We start from the raw sequence: 18,393 nt of genomic DNA, 5'->3' as shown, positions 1-18,393 counted from the left end.
TTAAAAACAGGTTATCCTTCAAGGAGAATAACCTGTTTATTGGAGGTAGCAACTCATTATTGAGGGATATAGATTGGCATATGCCCCATTAGAATAATGGTTAGGATAAAGATGATGAAAATCCCAAGTGCATATTTACCAGCCGTTCTTTGCCATTCTCCCATATCCAAGCCAGTCAGGCGAAGAAGAAGGTAAATGAAAGCAACAAGAGGGCTTAGTAAGTGGAAGGCTTGTCCCATGAGTGATGCTAGAGCCATTGACATGTTGTCAAACCCGTAACGAGCGCCAGCTTGAGCTAGGACTGGCATGATGCCATAGTAGAAACCATCATTTGATAAGAAGAAAGTACCTGGAGCAGATAAGAGGGCAATAATTAATCCCCAGAAACCAGCCAGTTGTTTAGGAATAATGGTTGTAAAGCTTTGCGCTAAAGCATTTGCCATACCTGATCCTTGGAAGAGTCCCATAAAAATCCCAGCAGCGAAAACGAGAATAACAACTTGCACGGCATCGCCAGCGTTATCACCAATACGTTTAGATTGGTCTTTTAGGTTAGGATAGTTCACCATGAGAGCTACAATTGTTCCAACTGCAAAGAGTAAAAGAGAAGGGACTTGAATGGCTGGAATAAATGATCCAGCGACTAACCATGTAATAAGAACGATAGTCATAATCCCATTGAAAAGGAATAAATCTGGACGACGGGTTGCTTCTTTTTCAGGATCAGAAATTTCTGTTAATTTTTTCATTTCTTGATCTGATAGATTTGTAATCCCTAAACGTTTACGTTCTTTCCGTCCCATGCTTGGAGCTACAATGAAGATAACGTAAAGTAGTGAAATAATCATTCCAGGTGCTAGGAAGGCTAAAATTTCAGAGCCGACATTAAGGACAGACATTGCACGCGCTGTTGGTCCTCCCCAAGGCAGTAGGTTCATGATAGTGTTTTGAAGAATAATCAATACACCTAGGTTCATGACTTTCATATTTAATTTTTGGTAGATTGGTAAGAAGGCTGAAACAACAATTAACGTTGTTGTTGTACCATCTCCATTCATTGAAACGGCCGCTGATACAATAGCTGTGGCCATTAAAACCTTCATTGGATCGCCTTTGGCAAAACGAATCATCTTTTCAGTTATTGGATCAAATAAGCCAGTGTCCAGCATGATTGAAAAGTAAAGGATTGCAAAGAGTAGCATAATCCCTGTTTTTGCTGTTTGGTTGATTCCATATAGAACCATTGGTCCAACTGCTGATAAATTGTTGGCAATTTTTGCATCACCAAGTGATTTTACAAATGCTGGATCTGCAGTAATATCAGTGACACCAGTGAAGAAAGCAATAATGGTAAAAATAAGGGGAACCATTACTAATGCTGATAGAGGTGACATTTTCTTGGACATAACCACGTACATGAAAATGGCAATCATGGCATAAGCCAAAATAGTGAGTAACATAAGCCTCTCCTTTATATAATTTATTTAGTTTACAAAATAGGGGTTACTTAATAATTATAATTTTCTAGACATTTCGATTAAAAAGTCTGTCATTGAGATAAGTGACAACCATAGTTTATATGAAAGCGGTTGAAAATGAAAGCGGTTTTTTAAGAAAAAACAATAAAAAAACAAAAACTTGAGAAAAAGTTCACATTTTCTTTATTTTCATTTCAATGATAATATCTGAAAATGAAAAAACACAAAAAAGCCAATCATAAATGCGTTTTCATTATATAATAGCATTAGCGTATAAAGTCTATAGACCACTGGTCTGTCATCATATCATAAGGAGATGAAAGGAGGAAATTAATGGGAATATTTCAGCGCCTGTTCGGTCGAAAAGGAATCACTTCAGGTAATAGTCATCAATCATCTACAATAGAAAGTCAAGAAAAAGATGACTGGGAATTACTACCTGGGTACATCCCTGCAGAATCTGATGATTCAACCCTAGTGAGCTTAATTGCAACTGCAATTGCTGCTGGAGATCAACCAAAAAGCCAGTTCAAGGTCAAGAAAATTTGGCAAAGGAACCCCGAGCTTTTAACGGTTTCTTTAATTGCAACCAGTATTGCTAGTATAGACAAACCGGATAAACAGTTTGTGGTTAAATCCGTTTATCGTAAAAAAAATGAAATTTTGGGAGAATAATAAGATGTTACGTAAATTTAAAATTACAATTGATGGGAAAGAATACATGGTAGAAATGGAAGAAATTGGAGGGGCAGTTACGCCAGCTCCAGTAGCTCCGGCCCCAAGCCCGGTAGCTCCAGTTGAGAATGCTACCCCAGTAGTGGAAGAAAGCGCTGCTCCAATAGCCAGTCCGGTAGCTCCTGCAAGTGCTGACGCGATGGCATCCCCTATGCCTGGTACTATTTTGAAAATTCTTGTCAATGTTGGAGACATTGTTTCTGAGAATCAGCCATTGATGATTCTGGAAGCCATGAAAATGGAAAATGAAATTGTTGCTAGTCAAGCAGGAACTGTCTCAGCTATTCATGTTTCTCCAGGACAAAGTGTTAATGCAGGTGATGGTTTGATCACTATCAATTAAGTTTGGAAAGAATTTAGAAAAGGAAGTGTCACGTGGAAATATTAATTCAAGGTTTAACCTCTATTACCATCCCACAAATTACGATGATGATCATCGGTGGGCTATTAATGTATTTAGGGATTAAAAAAGAATATGAACCAACTCTATTGGTTCCAATGGGACTGGGAACAATTTTAGTCAATTTTCCTGGTACAGGTGTCTTAACTCAAGTTGTTAATGGCGTACACCAAGAGGGTGTTTTTGATACTCTGTTTAATATTGGGATCGGGACAGAATTGTTCCCACTTCTAATCTTTATCGGAATTGGAGCTATGATTGATTTTGGTCCACTTCTTCAAAATCCATTTATGTTACTATTTGGAGCGGCAGCACAGTTCGGGATTTTCTTTGTTGTGGTTGTTGCAGTCATGGCAGGTTTTGATATTAAAGAAGCGGCATCAATTGGGATTATAGGTGCAGCAGATGGCCCTACTTCAATCTTTGTTGCCAATCAATTAGCACCTAAGCTATTAGGACCAATTACGGTTGCAGCTTATTCATATATGGCTTTGGTGCCGATCATTCAACCTTTTGCAATCAAATTAGTAACAACTAAAAAAGAACGTCAAATCCGTATGACCTATAAGGCAGAAAGTGTTTCGAAGCTAACAAAAATTTTATTCCCAATTGTTATTACTTTTGTAGCGGGTTTCATAGCTCCGATTTCATTACCCTTAGTTGGATTCCTGATGTTTGGTAATTTATTAAGGGAGTGTGGTGTTTTAGACCGTCTTTCAATGACCGCACAAAATGAGCTGGTAAACATTGTATCAATTCTTTTAGGATTAACAATCTCTGTTAAGATGCAGGCTGATCTTTTCTTGAATTTCCAAACATTAATGATTATTCTCTTTGGCTTAGTTGCCTTTATTATGGATTCCATCGGTGGTGTTGTGTTTGCAAAAATTTTAAATCTATTCCGCAAAAATAAAATTAATCCGATGATAGGTGCGGCTGGTATCTCAGCCTTTCCGATGTCAAGCCGTGTCATTCAAAAAATGGCAACTGATGAGGACCCACAGAATTTCATCCTAATGTATGCTGTCGGGGCTAACGTTTCTGGTCAAATTGCCTCTGTTATTGCGGGTGGTTTACTACTATCATTCTTTAGCTAAGAATAGATTGATAATTAGAAGAGGATAGATAATTATGAATATGGAACATTTAGTCATGGCATTTGAGCTTATGGCGCTAGGAATGGCAGGAGTATTTATCGTTTTAGGAATACTTTACGCCGTGGCAGAACTTCTGATTAAGTTATTGCCAGAAAAATAAATAAAGTTAAGACTTGCCTAACATCTACCAATCAGATGTCAGACATCAAGATAGAGAGGTATATTTATGGAAATTTCACAAACTGCAGTTGCAGGAAGTTTGGAATCAAGCGATATCATGATTACGGTTAGTCCAGCTACAAATGGCATTACGATTGATTTGGAAAGTAGTGTTGAGAAACAATTTGGCCGTCGCATTCGTCAGGTCATTGAAGAATCCTTAAAACATTTAGGTGTTGACAAAGCCTCTGTTCACGCTGTTGACAAAGGCGCCCTTGATTGCACGATTCAGGCTCGGACTCTTGTGGCTGTGCACCGTGCAGCAGGTATTGATCAATACAACTGGAAGGAGATTGACACATGGAACGTTTAAGAAGAACTATGATGTTTGTTCCAGGTGCAAACGCAGCTATGCTTAGAGATGCTCCGCTTTATGGAGCAGATTCAATTATGTTTGATCTGGAAGACTCGGTTTCATTAAAAGAAAAAGACACATCTAGAGCTTTGGTTCATTTTGCTTTAAAAACATTTGATTACAGTTCTGTGGAGACTGTTGTTCGTGTGAATGGTCTGGATACAGTTGGAGCTTTGGATATTGAAGCAGTTGTTGTAGCAGGTGTTAATGTGGTTCGCTTGCCTAAAACTGAAACTGCCCAAGATATTATCGATGTAGAAGCTGTTATTGAACGTGTTGAACGTGAAAATGGGATTGAAATTGGACGTACAAAAATGATGGCAGCTATTGAATCGGCAGAAGGAGTTCTTAATGCACGGGAGATTGCGAAAGCATCAAATCGACTGATTGGGATTGCCTTGGGAGCAGAAGATTACGTGACCAATATGAAAACACGACGTCACCCTGATGGTCAAGAGCTTTTCTTTGCTCGGAGTATGATATTGCACGCAGCACGCGCAGCTGGTATTGCAGCTATTGACACAGTGTATTCGGATGTGAATAATACTGAAGGCTTCCAAAATGAAGTTCGCATGATTAAACAACTTGGATTTGATGGAAAATCAGTTATCAATCCGCGTCAAATTCCTTTAGTGAATGAGATATATGCACCTACAGAAAAAGAAATTCAAGATGCCAAAGAAGTTATCTGGGCAATCCGCGAGGCAGAAAGTAAAGGTTCGGGTGTTATTTCTCTGAAAGGCAAAATGGTTGATAAACCAATTGTTGAACGTGCAGAACGTGTTATTATGCTTGCCAAAGCTGCTCGATTACTTACTGAGGAGGATATCTAATGGTTATCAATAAAGTTAAACGCGACATTCCTCAAGAATATGCTGACTTATATGGGGTATTTGAAGGTGAGTTAGCGCATATCCAAAATTACCAAGAAGCAAGTCGGACTATTCGACCAGTTAAACCAGAAGATAATAAAATGCTGGCAAGCATCCGTGAAGCTATTGAAAAAACTGGACTAAAAGATGGCATGACGATCTCTTTTCATCATCATTTCCGTGAAGGTGATTATGTCATGAACATGGTTTTAGAGGAAATTGCTAATCTAGGAATCAAAAATATATCAATTGCTCCAAGCTCAATTGCCAATATTCACGAGCCCTTGATTGAGCATATCAAAAATGGGGTAGTCACCAATATCACATCTTCTGGATTACGTGATAAAGTAGGTGCAGCTATTTCTTCAGGAATTATGGAAAATCCTGTCGTCATTCGTTCACATGGAGGTCGTGCGCGTGCTATTGCCTCAGGGGATATCCATATTGATGTTGCGTTCTTGGGGGCTCCAAGTTCAGATGCTTATGGAAATGCCAATGGGACCAAAGGTAAAGCAACCTGTGGGTCTTTGGGTTATGCTATGATTGACGCTAAGTATGCAGATCAGGTTGTTATTATTACAGATAGTTTAATGCCGTATCCAAACACGCCAATTTCAATACCTCAAACTGATGTAGACTATGTCGTTGTCGTTGATGCTATTGGTGACCCAGCAGGTATCGCCAAAGGAGCAACGCGCTTCACGAAAAATCCTAAAGAGTTGCTCATTGCTGAGTATGCTTCAAAAGTTATCACCAATTCCCCTTATTATAAAGAAGGTTTTTCTTTCCAAACGGGAACAGGCGGAGCTTCATTAGCAGTTACTCGCTATATGAGAGAACAGATGCTTAAAGATGGTGTCACAGCCAGCTTTGCTTTAGGCGGCATTACGAATGCCATGGTTGAACTTCTACAAGAAGGCTTAGTTGAAAAAATTATCGATGTTCAGGACTTTGACCATCCATCAGCTATTTCTTTAGATAAAAATAGTCAACATTATGAAATTGATGCTAATATGTATGCCTCACCATTGAGCAAAGGTTCAGTTATTAACCAGCTAGATACTTGTATCTTATCAGCTTTAGAAGTTGACACTGATTTTAATGTTAATGTTATGACTGGTTCAGATGGAGTTATTCGCGGCGCTTCGGGTGGTCATTGTGATACCGCATTTGCTGCGAAAATGAGCTTAGTGATTTCACCACTGGTGCGTGGTCGCATTCCAACCTTTGTAGACCAAGTTAACACGGTCATCACTCCCGGAACAAGTGTTGATGTCATTGTTACTGAGATTGGCATAGCTATTAATCCCAATAGACCTGATTTAATAGAACATTTTAAAGATTTAAAAGTACCACAATTGACAATTCAAGAGTTGAAAGACAAAGCTTATGCCATCGTTGGTCAACCTGATGCTATCCAATATGGAGATAAAGTAGTTGCCTTAATTGAATATCGTGATGGAAGTTTGATTGATGTTGTCCATAATGTCTAATGATGATTTATTTGCTGGTGAAAAAATAAGTTTGGAAGAGATGATGGAAGCTAGAGAGCAACGAAGTTTCCAACATTTCTCTTTATTAAAAGAAAATACCGACACTAATCTCCTATCGGTAACAATGAATATTCCAGGACCAATAAAAACATCACCGCAACTATTAGCATTATTTGAAGAGATGATAGCCGTCGTTCAGGCAAAATTAGCTGACCAAGACATTTCCTATGACATGTATCTCCCTTTAAAAACAGGAGCTGAGTACTATCTTTTAACTAATTTATCAGCAACTTCTCTGAAAGAAAGAATGATTGCTCTTGAAACGGAAAACCCTTTAGGGAGGCTATTTGATCTTGATGTGCTTACCTTAGCAGATGGACATTTGCAGTCTATTAGCCGCCAAGATCTTGGTCTACCAACTAGAAGATGCTATGTCTGCTCGGAGGATGCTAAAGTATGTGGACGTTCTCGTAAACACAGCATAGAAGACATGCAGAAAGCTATTCAGCAAATCATCGCTTCAACAATTAGTCACACTAAGGAGGAATAAAATGACAAAAGTCCGTATTACGGAAACAGTTCTTAGAGATGGACAACAAAGTCAAATTGCAACACGTATGACAACAGAACAAATGCTACCGATCTTAGAAAACTTAGACAATGCTGGCTATCATGCCTTGGAGGTCTGGGGAGGTGCAACTTTTGACTCATGTCTTCGATTTTTAGATGAAGATCCTTGGGAGCGTCTACGTACCATCCGTAAGGCAGTCAAGAAAACGAAATTACAAATGCTATTACGTGGTCAAAATTTGTTAGGTTATCGCAATTACGCCGATGATGTTGTCAGATCCTTTGTCCAAAAATCGATTGAAAATGGGATTGACATTATTCGGATTTTCGATGCTTTAAACGATCCTAGGAATTTGCAAACAGCTGTAGCGTCTACCAAGGAATTTGGAGGACATGCGCAGGTTGCAATTTCTTATACTACAAGTCCTGTTCACACTGTCGACTACTTTGTTAAATTGGCAGAAGAGTATGCGCAAATGGGTGCAGACTCGATATGTATCAAAGATATGGCTGGAGTCCTTACCCCGCAAACAGGTTACGATTTGGTCAAAGGTATTAAGGCAGTAGTGGATTTACCACTTGAAATCCACACTCATGCAACCAGTGGTATTTCAGAAATGACTTATCTCAAGGTTGCAGAAGCTGGTGCTGATATTATTGATACAGCGGTATCTTCATTTGCTGGTGGGACAAGCCAACCCGCAACCGAATCAGTGGTTATGGGCCTTGAAGATCTAGGTTTTGAAACAGGTATTAACTTAAAAGAGGTTGAAAAAGTAGCTGCGCATCTTAACACAGTGCGTGATCATTTCCGTGCGGAGGGGCTGCTGAATCCAAAAGTAAAAGATATAGAACCTAAAACCCTGATTTATCAAGTACCAGGTGGGATGCTATCTAACCTATTAAGCCAGTTAACAGAACAAGGCTTAGCTGATAAATATGAGGACGTTTTAGCAGAAGTACCTCGGGTCCGAGCAGACTTGGGTTATCCACCATTGGTAACGCCATTATCACAAATGGTGGGAACTCAGGCTTTGATGAATGTCATTTCAGGGGAACGATTTAAAGTTGTTCCAAATGAGATTAAAGATTACGTTCGTGGCCTTTATGGAAGGCCGCCAGCACCTCTAGCAGCAGGCATTAAGGAAAAAATTATTGGTGATGAAGAAGTTATCACTATCCGGCCTGCAGACCTCATTGAGCCTCAACTTCCAAGCTTACGCGAGGACATTGCACAGTATGCTAAAAGTGAGGAAGACGTTCTCAGTTATGCTTCATTCCCTAAACAAGCTCAAGATTTCTTAGGTCGAAGAGAAGATCCTTTCTATGATGTTCCGATTCAAGAAGTGTCTGTTAGTATTGATTTAAGCTAAAAAAACATTAAGTGATCTTAGATCACTTAATGTTTTTTGTTAGCTTAAATGTGCTATTATCTTTTCTAACTTAAGGACACTTTGCTCTATGTGGGTATTTTCTTTATTTTCATCAAACAAGTCTTTCAAGAAATTAAGACGAAAAGCCATTCTTTCTTTTAGCAAAGCACGATAATTAGCATTATTTTCATCAATCGTAAACTTATCCAGTTGTAAGTAAGAAAAATCAGGAACTTTTTCAAAGCTTTTAAAGTTTGCAGTTTGATCAACAATAGCCTCAATGCAGGATAAAGTCGTTTGCTTATCAATAGTTTGGTTTAAGAAGTCACCGGTATTGATAATGTAACAATCAACACCTGAAGTAAAGAGTTGATAAAATTTTTCAAAATCTTCTTGTAAGGAATAGATACGAAAAGGGTTAGCATAAGGTTCAATAACTAAAGTTCCCAAATCACCCGTTGCATTTTCAGCATTGGAGCGCTTAGTCATCAGTGTGCAACCTAAAGCAGTAGCCATAATAGGATTAGAAACTCTCACTAAAGGTGGTAGAGAATCGTCTTTCATTATCCAAAAGATAGCTGAAATGGGGTCATGAATACAATCTACTCGGTCCGGTGTTGCAAAGCGGGATTTAACAGTCCGACCATTTCCATTGCGGATATCTTCAGTGACTAGCGCTTTATTGCCATCAGAATCCAACGTAACGCCACAATTTTGAACAGTTAAGAAGTAGTTTTGTTCAGTGTGCCCTGCTGGATAGTCACTTGTTTTATCAAAGTAAGCTGGCTCTAAGGCGACAGAAGAACCGTCTTTCGTTGAAATAATAAAGGCATCATCATGAAGCACTTGAATGGGGTATTTACCATTGTGTTTAGCGTGTGTCAAGGTTGATTTTCCAGAGCCAGATAGACCAAAGAAGGAAGCAACATAAGTTTCTCTGCCATTTTTGAATTCTTTTAGGCCACCGTGGCAAGCTACATAATCATGTCGCGCAGCAATTGCCCATGCTAGAGTCAGTGTTGCTTTTTTAATTTCACCAAAATAATTCAAACCTAAGATAGCTGCCACATTGTGGTCTTTATCAAAGTAGGCTAAACCTTGGGGATAGTCAGGGTGAGACCAATCAGGGTTGAAATAAATGTAAATATCATTTTCTTCTAAAGCTTGAGATTTTTTAAGGAGTTCTTGATAATGGTCATTTAAAATTTGAAAATTTAGTAACCAAGAATACAGATTGTTACTTTCATTTTCGGGCATCATAATATGTGCTTTAACCATAAATTGTTGATCCAAACCTACCACAGCTTGCCCTGAAATAAAAGGTTTAAAACCACTTTGATAAAGAACTTCTCTTAAAATGGCTGCAATTTGGCAATCTTCTTTGGGATTTTCTCCAGAAAGTCGTCTAGCTTTTGCGGTTCTACCAACGATAGCCCCACTGTTAGCTAACAGTACTTTAGCGTCCGTTGGTAAGCCTAAATCATGGGGATGCGAAACAGTTTGGTCTAAAACGATTGTATTTGGCGCATTGAAAGCTAAATTGTAGGCTTCCTCTAAACTCTTAATCATCTTTACATTATTACCATAAAAAGCTGTTTCAATTAATGCTTTGGTTTCTGAGAAATGAGAATTATCTTTTCGAATGCTCTCTTTTGGGAAACAATTGATGGTGGCCATAGACTTTCTCCTTTGCTTTTGTTACCCCCATTCTATCAAATGAAAAGGCTTACAACAAGTCAAGTGAAGATTTGGAACAGTTTTGGAACACTTTTAGTTTTTTATGCTAGGGAATGAAAAACTAGTGAGAACAAAGATGTGAAACTCATTAGGGCTAAAACTAACATCTCATTATTGTGGTATTTAAACACATAGATTAGTATAAAAAAAGACAAACCAGTATTCAGAGTTTGTCTTTGAATGAAGATTAGTTACATAACTAGGACTGGTAACTAGTCTTCAGTGGTTTTTTTATTCTGTTCTTCTAGTAAATGTTTTCCCAAGTGAATCCATTCTTCCATAAGTTTAGGGTCTAAATGTTCTGAGATGTATGAAATATCATTGTTATTGACCTGACTATAATGATAGTTCCCTTCATTGACCAAGTCAATGTAGACTAGAGTGTTGATATCAACCTGAAAAAGATCAGCGACCTTGAGAAGTATATCTTGCTTTGGGGTATATTTGCCATTTTCCCATTCACTAATAGTCGAAGCACTTTTGCGTCCAATTTTATGGGCAAGCTCTAGTTGCTCCATCTTTTTTTCTAATCTGAGATATTTTAAATTGCTTGGGAAATAAGACTTTTGTGTTGGCATAAAGCAGACTCCTTTGTCAGATTATATCTACTATCTTACCATAAATGGCAGTTTTTCAAAATATTTTTTAAAAACTTGCCTAAAAGTACAGGAAAAACTTGACTTCATAAAAACCGAAGTTTATAATGTTGTTATCATAAAGGTTTAATTAAAAATATTTTTGGAGGTGCTAAGTGTCTAAATTAACTTTGAGAGAAATTAGACGTTCTCGTAACTTTACACAAGAAGAGCTTGCTAGCCAGACAGGGATTTCTATTCGGACAATTGCTAGATATGAAAAAGATGTATCTATGTTAAGGCGAGCAAAATACGAAAAATTATGCTTAATAGCAGAGATACTATCGGTTTCGGTTGATGATATTTTTTTGGGTGACGATTCGGTTTTTATGAAATGAAATTGCTTTTCTATATAAAATAAAAAAGACAAACCTCGGCTATGAAGTTTGTCTTTTTATATCTGTTATTGGCAATTGTTGCTTATAATAGATAGTACTACTATCTGACTAACTTTTCAATTGAAAACCAGCACTTATAAGGCTTTATTTGCCACTAAGAGGGTGATTAAACTTTCTTTCCAAGCTAAAATAGCATCTAAATGTAATGCGAAATCAAAATCTTTGAGGTTAATTTGGACATTATACTGACCATTCTTATAACGTACCATTAAAGGTATGTTATCTAAGCTTTCTCCAAAATACCAGTAAAAATCATCCTCTTGGGAAAATTTGCTTAAATCTTTTTTAATAACGATTTGCAACTGTTCTAGCCAGTCAGTTTGATGGTTGAAAATTGAGCCATAATTATGTTCTTGAAAGGTATCGGCCTGGTACCAAAAGTGATGGCTATTTCCATAGTTTTCTTGTGCAAATGATTTCATTTTTTCTCCTTAAGGGGCATCAGTTTGCCTTATTAACTAGGCTTCAACAGGAAATTCCACAGAGGATTGTTCACAGTCAACCACTATTTGATAATCACTGTCATCTCTAACGGTATGTTCGAAATCAGTGGTGTATAGAAGCAAATGGAGCTTATCTCCTGCTTTAAAGCGATATATACTTGGCTGTAAATGGAAATCCAAAGTCATCCATTGGTCTGGTAAAACATCTTCAACTGTAAGCAAGTCATGACGATTTTGTAAATTGATTACCCCTTTTGTGACTACGCGATAGTCACTAGCAGTAAATGGTAGTTCTTTTAGATCCTCACGTGCAAAATTTTGCCCATTGTCAATAGAAGCTAGCTCAACCACACTCGGTGTATCACCGAAGCGTTTCTTAGTTCCCTTATCTAATAGCTGAGCAGAAAGAAGGCCTTTATTAATAGAAGATTTGACACGCAGATGTAAGCATGTTCTTCCGTTAAGGTGAACGTCTCGATCAAGTACGATCTCTAGCGTAAGGGCATTTGCCTTGCCAGAGAATAACTCTTTTTTAAAGATTTTAAAGTCTTTACAATAGCTGGTAAAAACATCATCAGAATAACGGTTACTAATGGTTTGTTGGCCATGTCCGATTGTAAAAGTATGGGTATTTGATGCCCCGAATTGTTCAAGTGTTTGCCATGATTGAATCTGCTGGTTGTCTTGCCAGATGAGACTTGGTAAGTGATAATGGTTAGCTTGAGCCAAGAGTTTTTTGCTTAAAAGAGCATTCATCGATTCTCTGAAATCAATAGATTGCCAATTATGCATATAAACATGTTGACCATGATGTAAAAAGGCGTGTTTTGCAACCGATTCAGGCAGGGCGTTGAAGATGTGGTAAAGATGGCTTGGTTTAACATTCCAGTCTTGTAAACCATGGGTAAAGACTACTTCACATGTCACGTTTTTAGCATGGGGAAGGTAGTTTCGATCATGCCAAAATTGATTATAATCGCCACTTGCACGGTCTAGCGCTTCAGTTTGCTGTTTTAATTGTGCACGATACTTCTCTTTTTGTCTTAGGTAATCTCCCGCTAGAAGTGAGCGAGAATAGGTCAACTCGGTTAAAACATCTAGATCTTCGCCTGGATAACCGCCAGGGCTACAGATGAGGCCATTTTCACGGTAGTAGTCATACCACGAAGAAATAGCGGCTTCTGCGATGATAACTTCTAGACCATCAACAGCTGTTGTGGCTAAGCCTGTTGACATGGTTCCTAAGTAAGATTTACCTGTGGTTGCGACCTTACCATTTGCCCAGTTGGCTTCCACAAGAGCTTCGCGTTTGTGGCTAGTATAGGCTATTGCTCGGCCATTTAGCCAATCAATAACAGCTTTAAAACTTTCGATTTGTAGATAATCCCCTGAGGTCATGAAGCCGTCTGAACCTGCTGTCCCCACTCCTGATACATAGATATTAGCAAAACCACGAGCTAGGAAGTAGTCGTTTAGGCTATAGGAATCAATGAAAGAGAAGTGCTCAGTAGCTTGACTTTTAGGAAGAGTTGGATATTCCTCTTTTTTTGTTTGAATGTTTCGAGTCTCTACCTCGATTCTATGAGCTTTTTTGAGCATAAGCTCAGTTTCCATTCGATGTAATTTGTTATCATTAGCCACTTCATTGACACCTTGATGGTAAGGGCTAGGTGTCATCATACTTGGAATTTTATGTTGTGTTCTTGGTCTCAAAATATTAACTTTAATCAAGTCCTTATAACCATCACAGTCTGTGTCAACAGGAGCTTCCACATAGACGATTTCTTTTATCAGATTGTTAGTATCAAAGGTAGCCAATGATTTACCATTAAAGAAATGATAGTCGTTATCTTGAGGGATAATGCCTTTACTTACTAAATCATCAAATAAAGTCATTCCCAATTTGTTACGACAAGCGAGCAAATGGTGAAGACTCAGTAAGAATTCTGTTTCATTATAGGCCACTGGGAAGCTAATTTCTTTTGCAAAGCGGTCACTATCTTGAAAATCAAAAAAAGGAACAAATCCGAGCAATTGCAAGGCTACAAGTTGAAAGATTGCTTCTGACAAAGGTTGATCAGATTGAAAGAAACTTGCCAAATCAGTATCTTGGTCGGAAATCATATTGGCTAATTGATAATCTTTATCAGTTATGAGGAAAAAGTAGTGTTCTAAAAAAACTTTCAATAGGGATTTCGGGTCTTGCTGATCCTTGAAGACAAAACCCAAAGTTTCAAGATCTTTTTTGGCTTCTAAGTATTGTGGTTTAATATAGGAAAATTGATTATATCTCATTTTTGTAACTATTCTTTCTAATAAGTAAACGTTTTAATTTTTTTCTACAGCTTTACATTGTCTATTATACTTGATAAAATGGTACTTGTCTAAACTATTAAACACTTGGAGGAAGTATAAACAAATGGATGTTACATGGACTGTGAAGTACGTCACAGAATTTCTTGCAACGGCTTTACTTTTGATTTTAGGTAATGGAGCAGTTGCAAATGTTGACTTAAAAGGAACTAAAGGCAATAATTCAGGTTGGGTTATCATTGCCCTAGGATATGGTTTTGGGGTTATGATGCCAGCTTTAATGTTTGGTAACGTTTCAGGAAACCACATCAATCCCGCCTTTACTTTAGGACTTGCAGTATCAGGGCTATTCCCTTGGGCGCATGTTCTTCCTTATATCGTTGCACAAATGTTGGGTGCTATGTTTGGTCAACTTGTCGTTGTCGGAGTCTATGGTCCTTACTTCCGTAAAACAGAAAATCCAAACCCAATCTTGGGCTCTTTCTCAACTATTTCAGCCCTCGATGATGGAACAAAAGCTAGCCAAAAAGCTGCTATTATTAATGGCTTTGCTAATGAGTTTGCTGGATCATTTGTGCTTTTCTTTGGAGCTTTAGCATTAACCAAGAACTTTTTTGGCTCAGAATTAGTTGGTAAACTGGTTGCGGCAGGTTATGATAAAACAGTTGCTGAAACACAAGTTGCTCCTTACACTTCAGGTAGCTTAGCGGTAGCCCATTTAGGGATTGGTTTCCTTGTAATGACGCTTGTGGCTTCCCTAGGCGGACCCACTGGTCCAGGTTTAAACCCTGCTCGTGACCTTGGACCTCGTATCGTTCACCATTTCTTGCCTAAATCAGTACTTGGACAAGCTAAAGGTGATTCAAAATGGTGGTATGCGTGGGTACCTGTACTTAGCCCAATTATAGCCGCTGTTCTAGCAGTTGCAATCTTTAAACTACTTTATATCAAATAATAAAAAAACCTCCCTATTTGACAGTCTTACTTCAGATAAGGAGGTTTTTTATTGTGATGTGTACTATCTGGATTCGGTTTTTTTAGACATTGAAGATCGGATGAGCATGATTCCGGTAGCTATAACAATAAGAACAACAACTTTCTTGAGTGCATCTAGATGTAAATTCGTTAGGAAAAAGACAGCTAGAAAAACGCCAATAATACCACCACTGACAATACCTGCAAAGCCTTCCCAAGAAACACGATTATCTTTTATAAATTGATGGCTAGAGGCGGACATAATCATCGCGGCATCCAACATCATCACCGGCATGGCTACGGCGGGGCTTAAACCCATTAAGCTGAAGAAGATGAGTTCAGGGGCATAATTGCCTAACCCCATAGTCATCAAAATACCAATAATGAAATTAAAGCAGATACCTAAAACAAGCCAGATACCATGCAAGCCATGCATAGAATGGACAATGTTGTCACCGGGATTAGAAATCATTCGGAAAACCATAATACCAGCCGCTATTACCAATAGTACTCCTAAAATAAATTGAACTGTGGGAGTATGCCAGTTTTTTGTAATACGGCTTCCCCAAAAAGCTCCTAAAAAGGCTGCTGCAGCCATTGAAACAAGGGTGATAACTTCTACCTTAACTACAAAGATAAAGCAGAGTGACTGAAATAAAACAGGGATAACGTGTGCTGCAGTCATAGTTCCAGGTAGTTTACTATCATCCTTAACCAATTTTGTTGCTTTAAAAAAAGTTGTAGTTGTGGCAAAAGAGCCAATTCCTAATGTGTCTAAAGCATCTGTGACGAGCCCAATCCAAAATCCAGTTAAAAAACGTTTGAAGGGATTAATCTTGTTCTGACGAAAGTGACGTATTAAAGTTATTAAAATAAAAAGCATTGCTAGAATGAGCAACACTTGGATTAAGTGTAAGATTAAATGTTCATGCATAGATAATAGTCTACCTAAAAAAAGGGTTTAGGTCAATGTTATTGCAGGTTAGCACATAATTTCTTGTCAAAAAAATCTTTTTCGTCTATAATAACAGAGGATTAGGAGGAAGACATGTCTATATTAGAAAATTCAGTCTTTTTAACACCTGTTTTGCGGGTTAATAATCGTCAATTAAATATCGATTTTTACCAGCAAAACCTAGGTTTGAAATTAGTTTCAGAGGAAAATGCTATTGCTATTTTTACTTCCTTTGGATCAGGTAATGAACGTTTTGTCATTGAAGAGTCACCTTCTGTTAGAACACGTGCTGTTGAGGGCCCTAAAAAAGTTAACACTATTGTCATAAAAACCAGTGATGCCAAAGCTATTGAGCAACTTTTGGCACATGGTGCAGCTGCGGATAGACTTTTCATTGGTCGTAATGGATATGCCTTTGAAGTTTTATCGCCAGAAGGTGACCGATTCTTATTACATGCTGAGGATGATATCAGACAATTAGAGGTCACTGACTTACCAGAATTGGTAGCAGAGGAAGGTTTTCTAGGGTTAACTGATTTTACCTTTGAAACAGTTATTCTTAATGTCCTAGAAGAGCAAGTGTCGCGTTCTTTTTACCAAGATATTTTTGAAGGGGATTTCCCAATAACGATGGATTTTGTTGAAAAAGAAGGTCCAGACCTAGCTATTGAGCCACATATAACGTGGGATTTAGAGATTTTAGAAGTGAAAGTACCAAATGACTACGACTTAGCGACCTTAAAGCTTTCTTTAGAAGAAAAGAATGTGAGTGTCTATTTGGATCCTAAGGAAAAGATATTAGTGGTTTCCGACCCAAGCCTTATTGAGATCTGGTTTACTAAATGATGTCAAAAGTTACCGATTTTATTCAAAAGCAGATTTCTAAAGGGCTATACCCAGGAGCGAGTTTAGCTCTTTTTCAGCACGGGAAATGGCAAGAGTATTATTTGGGAACTATTGATGGCACAGAACCTGTTAGAGCCAATTTAGCTTACGATTTAGCGAGTGTTTCCAAGGTAGTGGGTGTTGGGACTTTATCTATTTTTTTGGTTAATAGCGGAGCTTTAGAGCTGGATAGACCATTGCAGTTTTACTACCCCGATTTTAGCAGTAATGAGGTTACTGTGCGGCAGCTTTTAACTCATACTAGCGGTTTAGACCCCTATATCCCAAACAGGAATCACCTTGATGTAGCACAGCTTAGAGAGGCACTTAACCACTTAAAAGTGACGAGTGATAAAACATTTCGCTACACTGACGTCAATTTTCTCTTACTAGGCTTTATGTTGGAGAAATTACTAGATAAGCCTTTAGATCAACTTTTTTTTAATTACATTTTTAAGCCCTTTGGTATGTCTGAAACGAGCTTTGGTCCAAGAGTTGGTGCAGTACCGACTGTAAAAGGGATAAATGACGGTATTGTCCATGATCCTAAGGCTAAGGTGTTGGGAAAACATGCTGGGTCAGCTGGACTTTTTTCTACCCTTAAAGATATGGAGATCTTTCTTGAACATTACATGCAAGATGACTTTTCAGCTAGGCTTTTCCAAAATTATAGTAATCAGAAAAAAGAACGATCTTTAGCTTGGCGCTTGGATAAAGGTTATCTAGATCATACAGGTTATACTGGAACTTTTATCATGTATAACCAAAATCAAGAAGCAGCTATTTTTCTCACTAACCGTACCTATGACAGAGATGAGAGAGCAAAATGGATTAAAGAGCGTGATGCCTTAATGGCTGTTATAAGGCAAGCGTTTGAAGAGAATCGTTGGACGAAGATTCTTAATTAATAGGAAAGTATAAAACTCCTCAATAAGATGAGGAGTTTTTTGAATATTTGATAGACAGGTCATGTCTAGAGTTTTTTTAAATAGTTTTTTCCATAGTAATGTGTTTAATACCCGCCTCTTCAAAAATAGCACCGATTGGTGAAAATCCAAGCTTTTCATAAAAAGGTTGGGCCGATAACTGTGCATGCAAAACAATTTTTTCAAAACCTTGAATATGAGCATAGTCTATCACATAAGTCATCAAGGTTTGTCCAATCTGTTCTCCACGAAAGTCACACAAAACGGCCATGCGTTGTAAGGTAACGGTGCTATCCTTTTTACTTGGCAGGATACGACAAGTTGCACATGGTCTGCCATCATCGTGATATACTGTAAAGTGAAGACAATGCGCTTCATCTTTATCAATCTCAAGTGATGCGGGTACCTTTTGTTCATCAACGAATACTGTCTGACGGATTTTAACAGCATCAATGTACGTTTTTGATAAGGTATTTCGGGTTTGTTTGATAATCATAAAACTATTTTAACTAAAAAAGAAGCAATGTCAATAGA

At 38.0% G+C, this 18,393-nt stretch carries 20 protein-coding genes; 13 read left to right on the top strand and 7 right to left on the bottom strand.

All coding sequences use genetic code 11. From position 1 onward, the window contains the following. Nucleotides 1–56: 56 nt before the first annotated feature. Nucleotides 57–1,460 carry a CitMHS family transporter gene (locus tag DQM45_RS08865; protein WP_003083418.1) on the bottom strand — a complete coding sequence of 468 codons (1,404 nt, stop codon included), beginning with the start codon at nt 1,458–1,460 and terminating at the stop codon, nt 57–59. A 351-nt stretch (nt 1,461–1,811) separates the two neighbouring features. On the opposite strand from DQM45_RS08865, the gene DQM45_RS08860 reads away from it, so the two are divergent. The 9 genes from DQM45_RS08860 (at nt 1,812) to DQM45_RS08825 (ending at nt 8,592) form a co-directional block, all read left to right on the top strand. Beyond that, on the top strand, nt 1,812–2,153 hold the full coding sequence (locus DQM45_RS08860; RefSeq protein WP_003084699.1) for a hypothetical protein: 342 nt from the start codon (nt 1,812–1,814) through the stop codon (nt 2,151–2,153). A gap of 4 nt (nt 2,154–2,157) precedes the next feature. Continuing rightward, complete coding sequence (locus tag DQM45_RS08855; protein WP_003085967.1) at nt 2,158–2,556, top strand: acetyl-CoA carboxylase biotin carboxyl carrier protein subunit; 399 nt, start codon at nt 2,158–2,160, stop codon at nt 2,554–2,556. A 32-nt stretch (nt 2,557–2,588) separates the two neighbouring features. Further along, a complete protein-coding gene (locus DQM45_RS08850) occupies nt 2,589–3,710 on the top strand; it encodes a sodium ion-translocating decarboxylase subunit beta (protein WP_003084868.1) in 1,122 nt (373 codons plus the stop codon). Nucleotides 3,711–3,744: 34 nt separating this feature from the next. Further along, a complete protein-coding gene (locus DQM45_RS10305) occupies nt 3,745–3,870 on the top strand; it encodes an OadG-related small transporter subunit (RefSeq protein ID WP_003083782.1) in 126 nt (41 codons plus the stop codon). Nucleotides 3,871–3,936: 66 nt separating this feature from the next. After that, a complete protein-coding gene (citD, locus tag DQM45_RS08845; protein ID WP_003084597.1) occupies nt 3,937–4,242 on the top strand; it encodes a citrate lyase acyl carrier protein in 306 nt (101 codons plus the stop codon). Then, on the top strand, nt 4,230–5,117 hold the full coding sequence (gene citE, locus DQM45_RS08840; protein ID WP_003083398.1) for a citrate (pro-3S)-lyase subunit beta: 888 nt from the start codon (nt 4,230–4,232) through the stop codon (nt 5,115–5,117). Before citD ends, citE begins: the two co-directional genes overlap by 13 nt. Then, nucleotides 5,117–6,649: a citrate lyase subunit alpha gene (citF, locus tag DQM45_RS08835; protein ID WP_003082862.1), complete on the top strand. Its 1,533-nt coding sequence runs from the start codon at nt 5,117–5,119 to the stop codon at nt 6,647–6,649. The genes citE and citF overlap by 1 nt, the downstream gene beginning before the upstream one ends. Then, nucleotides 6,642–7,199, top strand: coding sequence for a citrate lyase holo-[acyl-carrier protein] synthase (gene citX, locus DQM45_RS08830; RefSeq protein ID WP_039984923.1), 558 nt, complete (start codon nt 6,642–6,644; stop codon nt 7,197–7,199). Before citF ends, citX begins: the two co-directional genes overlap by 8 nt. Nucleotide 7,200: 1 nt before the next feature. Next, a complete protein-coding gene (locus DQM45_RS08825; RefSeq protein ID WP_003084118.1) occupies nt 7,201–8,592 on the top strand; it encodes an oxaloacetate decarboxylase subunit alpha in 1,392 nt (463 codons plus the stop codon). 39 nt (nt 8,593–8,631) lie between these two features. On the opposite strand, the gene DQM45_RS08820 is transcribed toward DQM45_RS08825, so the two are convergent. After that, nucleotides 8,632–10,269, bottom strand: coding sequence for a phosphoenolpyruvate carboxykinase (ATP) (locus tag DQM45_RS08820; RefSeq protein ID WP_003085797.1), 1,638 nt, complete (start codon nt 10,267–10,269; stop codon nt 8,632–8,634). 272 nt (nt 10,270–10,541) lie between these two features. Further along, the gene (locus DQM45_RS08815) at nt 10,542–10,907 is read right to left on the bottom strand and encodes a helix-turn-helix domain-containing protein (protein WP_003085058.1); all 366 of its coding nucleotides are present in this window, start codon (nt 10,905–10,907) and stop codon (nt 10,542–10,544) included. A gap of 173 nt (nt 10,908–11,080) precedes the next feature. Here DQM45_RS08815 and DQM45_RS08810 point away from each other — a divergent pair, with 173 nt between their 5' ends. Next, nucleotides 11,081–11,302 (top strand): helix-turn-helix domain-containing protein, encoded by a 222-nt coding sequence (locus DQM45_RS08810; RefSeq protein ID WP_003083187.1) that lies wholly within the window; start codon nt 11,081–11,083, stop codon nt 11,300–11,302. Nucleotides 11,303–11,436: 134 nt separating this feature from the next. Here the strand turns inward: DQM45_RS08810 and DQM45_RS08805 are convergent, their stop codons facing one another. Together DQM45_RS08805 and DQM45_RS08800 are read right to left on the bottom strand one after the other, a co-directional pair. Beyond that, entirely contained in the window at nt 11,437–11,784 is a 348-nt protein-coding gene (locus tag DQM45_RS08805; protein WP_003083597.1) for a hypothetical protein, read from the bottom strand. 36 nt (nt 11,785–11,820) lie between these two features. Continuing rightward, nucleotides 11,821–14,100 carry a Xaa-Pro dipeptidyl-peptidase gene (locus DQM45_RS08800; RefSeq protein WP_003085296.1) on the bottom strand — a complete coding sequence of 760 codons (2,280 nt, stop codon included), beginning with the start codon at nt 14,098–14,100 and terminating at the stop codon, nt 11,821–11,823. 124 nt (nt 14,101–14,224) lie between these two features. On the opposite strand from DQM45_RS08800, the gene gla reads away from it, so the two are divergent. After that, nucleotides 14,225–15,073: an aquaglyceroporin Gla gene (gla, locus tag DQM45_RS08795; protein WP_003085794.1), complete on the top strand. Its 849-nt coding sequence runs from the start codon at nt 14,225–14,227 to the stop codon at nt 15,071–15,073. Between the two features lie 63 nt (nt 15,074–15,136). Here the strand turns inward: gla and DQM45_RS08790 are convergent, their stop codons facing one another. Then, the gene (locus DQM45_RS08790) at nt 15,137–16,027 is read right to left on the bottom strand and encodes a sulfite exporter TauE/SafE family protein (protein ID WP_003084194.1); all 891 of its coding nucleotides are present in this window, start codon (nt 16,025–16,027) and stop codon (nt 15,137–15,139) included. A 114-nt stretch (nt 16,028–16,141) separates the two neighbouring features. Here DQM45_RS08790 and DQM45_RS08785 point away from each other — a divergent pair, with 114 nt between their 5' ends. Both DQM45_RS08785 and DQM45_RS08780 read left to right on the top strand, forming a co-directional pair. Further along, nucleotides 16,142–16,894 carry a CppA N-terminal domain-containing protein gene (locus tag DQM45_RS08785; RefSeq protein ID WP_003083399.1) on the top strand — a complete coding sequence of 251 codons (753 nt, stop codon included), beginning with the start codon at nt 16,142–16,144 and terminating at the stop codon, nt 16,892–16,894. Then, the gene (locus tag DQM45_RS08780) at nt 16,891–17,841 is read left to right on the top strand and encodes a serine hydrolase domain-containing protein (protein ID WP_003084493.1); all 951 of its coding nucleotides are present in this window, start codon (nt 16,891–16,893) and stop codon (nt 17,839–17,841) included. The genes DQM45_RS08785 and DQM45_RS08780 overlap by 4 nt, the downstream gene beginning before the upstream one ends. Nucleotides 17,842–17,917: 76 nt before the next feature. Here DQM45_RS08780 and DQM45_RS08775 read toward each other — a convergent pair whose 3' ends face one another. Next, entirely contained in the window at nt 17,918–18,355 is a 438-nt protein-coding gene (locus DQM45_RS08775; protein ID WP_003083087.1) for a GNAT family N-acetyltransferase, read from the bottom strand. Nucleotides 18,356–18,393: the final 38 nt, after the last annotated feature.

Source organism: Streptococcus porcinus (assembly GCF_900475415.1).
Classification (GTDB): Bacteria; Bacillota; Bacilli; order Lactobacillales; family Streptococcaceae; genus Streptococcus; species Streptococcus porcinus.
This window is presented reverse-complemented; position numbering and strand designations above follow the sequence as displayed.

Coding starts and splice junctions, on each gene's coding strand:
- DQM45_RS08865 (WP_003083418.1), bottom strand. CDS start 1,460: ATGTTACTCACTATTTTGGCTTATGCCATGATTGCCATTTTCATGTAC.
- DQM45_RS08860 (WP_003084699.1), top strand. CDS start 1,812: ATGGGAATATTTCAGCGCCTGTTCGGTCGAAAAGGAATCACTTCAGGT.
- DQM45_RS08855 (WP_003085967.1), top strand. CDS start 2,158: ATGTTACGTAAATTTAAAATTACAATTGATGGGAAAGAATACATGGTA.
- DQM45_RS10305 (WP_003083782.1), top strand. CDS start 3,745: ATGAATATGGAACATTTAGTCATGGCATTTGAGCTTATGGCGCTAGGA.
- citD (WP_003084597.1), top strand. CDS start 3,937: ATGGAAATTTCACAAACTGCAGTTGCAGGAAGTTTGGAATCAAGCGAT.
- citE (WP_003083398.1), top strand. CDS start 4,230: ATGGAACGTTTAAGAAGAACTATGATGTTTGTTCCAGGTGCAAACGCA.
- citF (WP_003082862.1), top strand. CDS start 5,117: ATGGTTATCAATAAAGTTAAACGCGACATTCCTCAAGAATATGCTGAC.
- citX (WP_039984923.1), top strand. CDS start 6,642: ATGTCTAATGATGATTTATTTGCTGGTGAAAAAATAAGTTTGGAAGAG.
- DQM45_RS08825 (WP_003084118.1), top strand. CDS start 7,201: ATGACAAAAGTCCGTATTACGGAAACAGTTCTTAGAGATGGACAACAA.
- DQM45_RS08820 (WP_003085797.1), bottom strand. CDS start 10,269: ATGGCCACCATCAATTGTTTCCCAAAAGAGAGCATTCGAAAAGATAAT.
- DQM45_RS08815 (WP_003085058.1), bottom strand. CDS start 10,907: ATGCCAACACAAAAGTCTTATTTCCCAAGCAATTTAAAATATCTCAGA.
- DQM45_RS08805 (WP_003083597.1), bottom strand. CDS start 11,784: ATGAAATCATTTGCACAAGAAAACTATGGAAATAGCCATCACTTTTGG.
- DQM45_RS08800 (WP_003085296.1), bottom strand. CDS start 14,100: ATGAGATATAATCAATTTTCCTATATTAAACCACAATACTTAGAAGCC.
- gla (WP_003085794.1), top strand. CDS start 14,225: ATGGATGTTACATGGACTGTGAAGTACGTCACAGAATTTCTTGCAACG.
- DQM45_RS08790 (WP_003084194.1), bottom strand. CDS start 16,027: ATGCATGAACATTTAATCTTACACTTAATCCAAGTGTTGCTCATTCTA.
- DQM45_RS08785 (WP_003083399.1), top strand. CDS start 16,142: ATGTCTATATTAGAAAATTCAGTCTTTTTAACACCTGTTTTGCGGGTT.
- DQM45_RS08780 (WP_003084493.1), top strand. CDS start 16,891: ATGATGTCAAAAGTTACCGATTTTATTCAAAAGCAGATTTCTAAAGGG.
- DQM45_RS08775 (WP_003083087.1), bottom strand. CDS start 18,355: ATGATTATCAAACAAACCCGAAATACCTTATCAAAAACGTACATTGAT.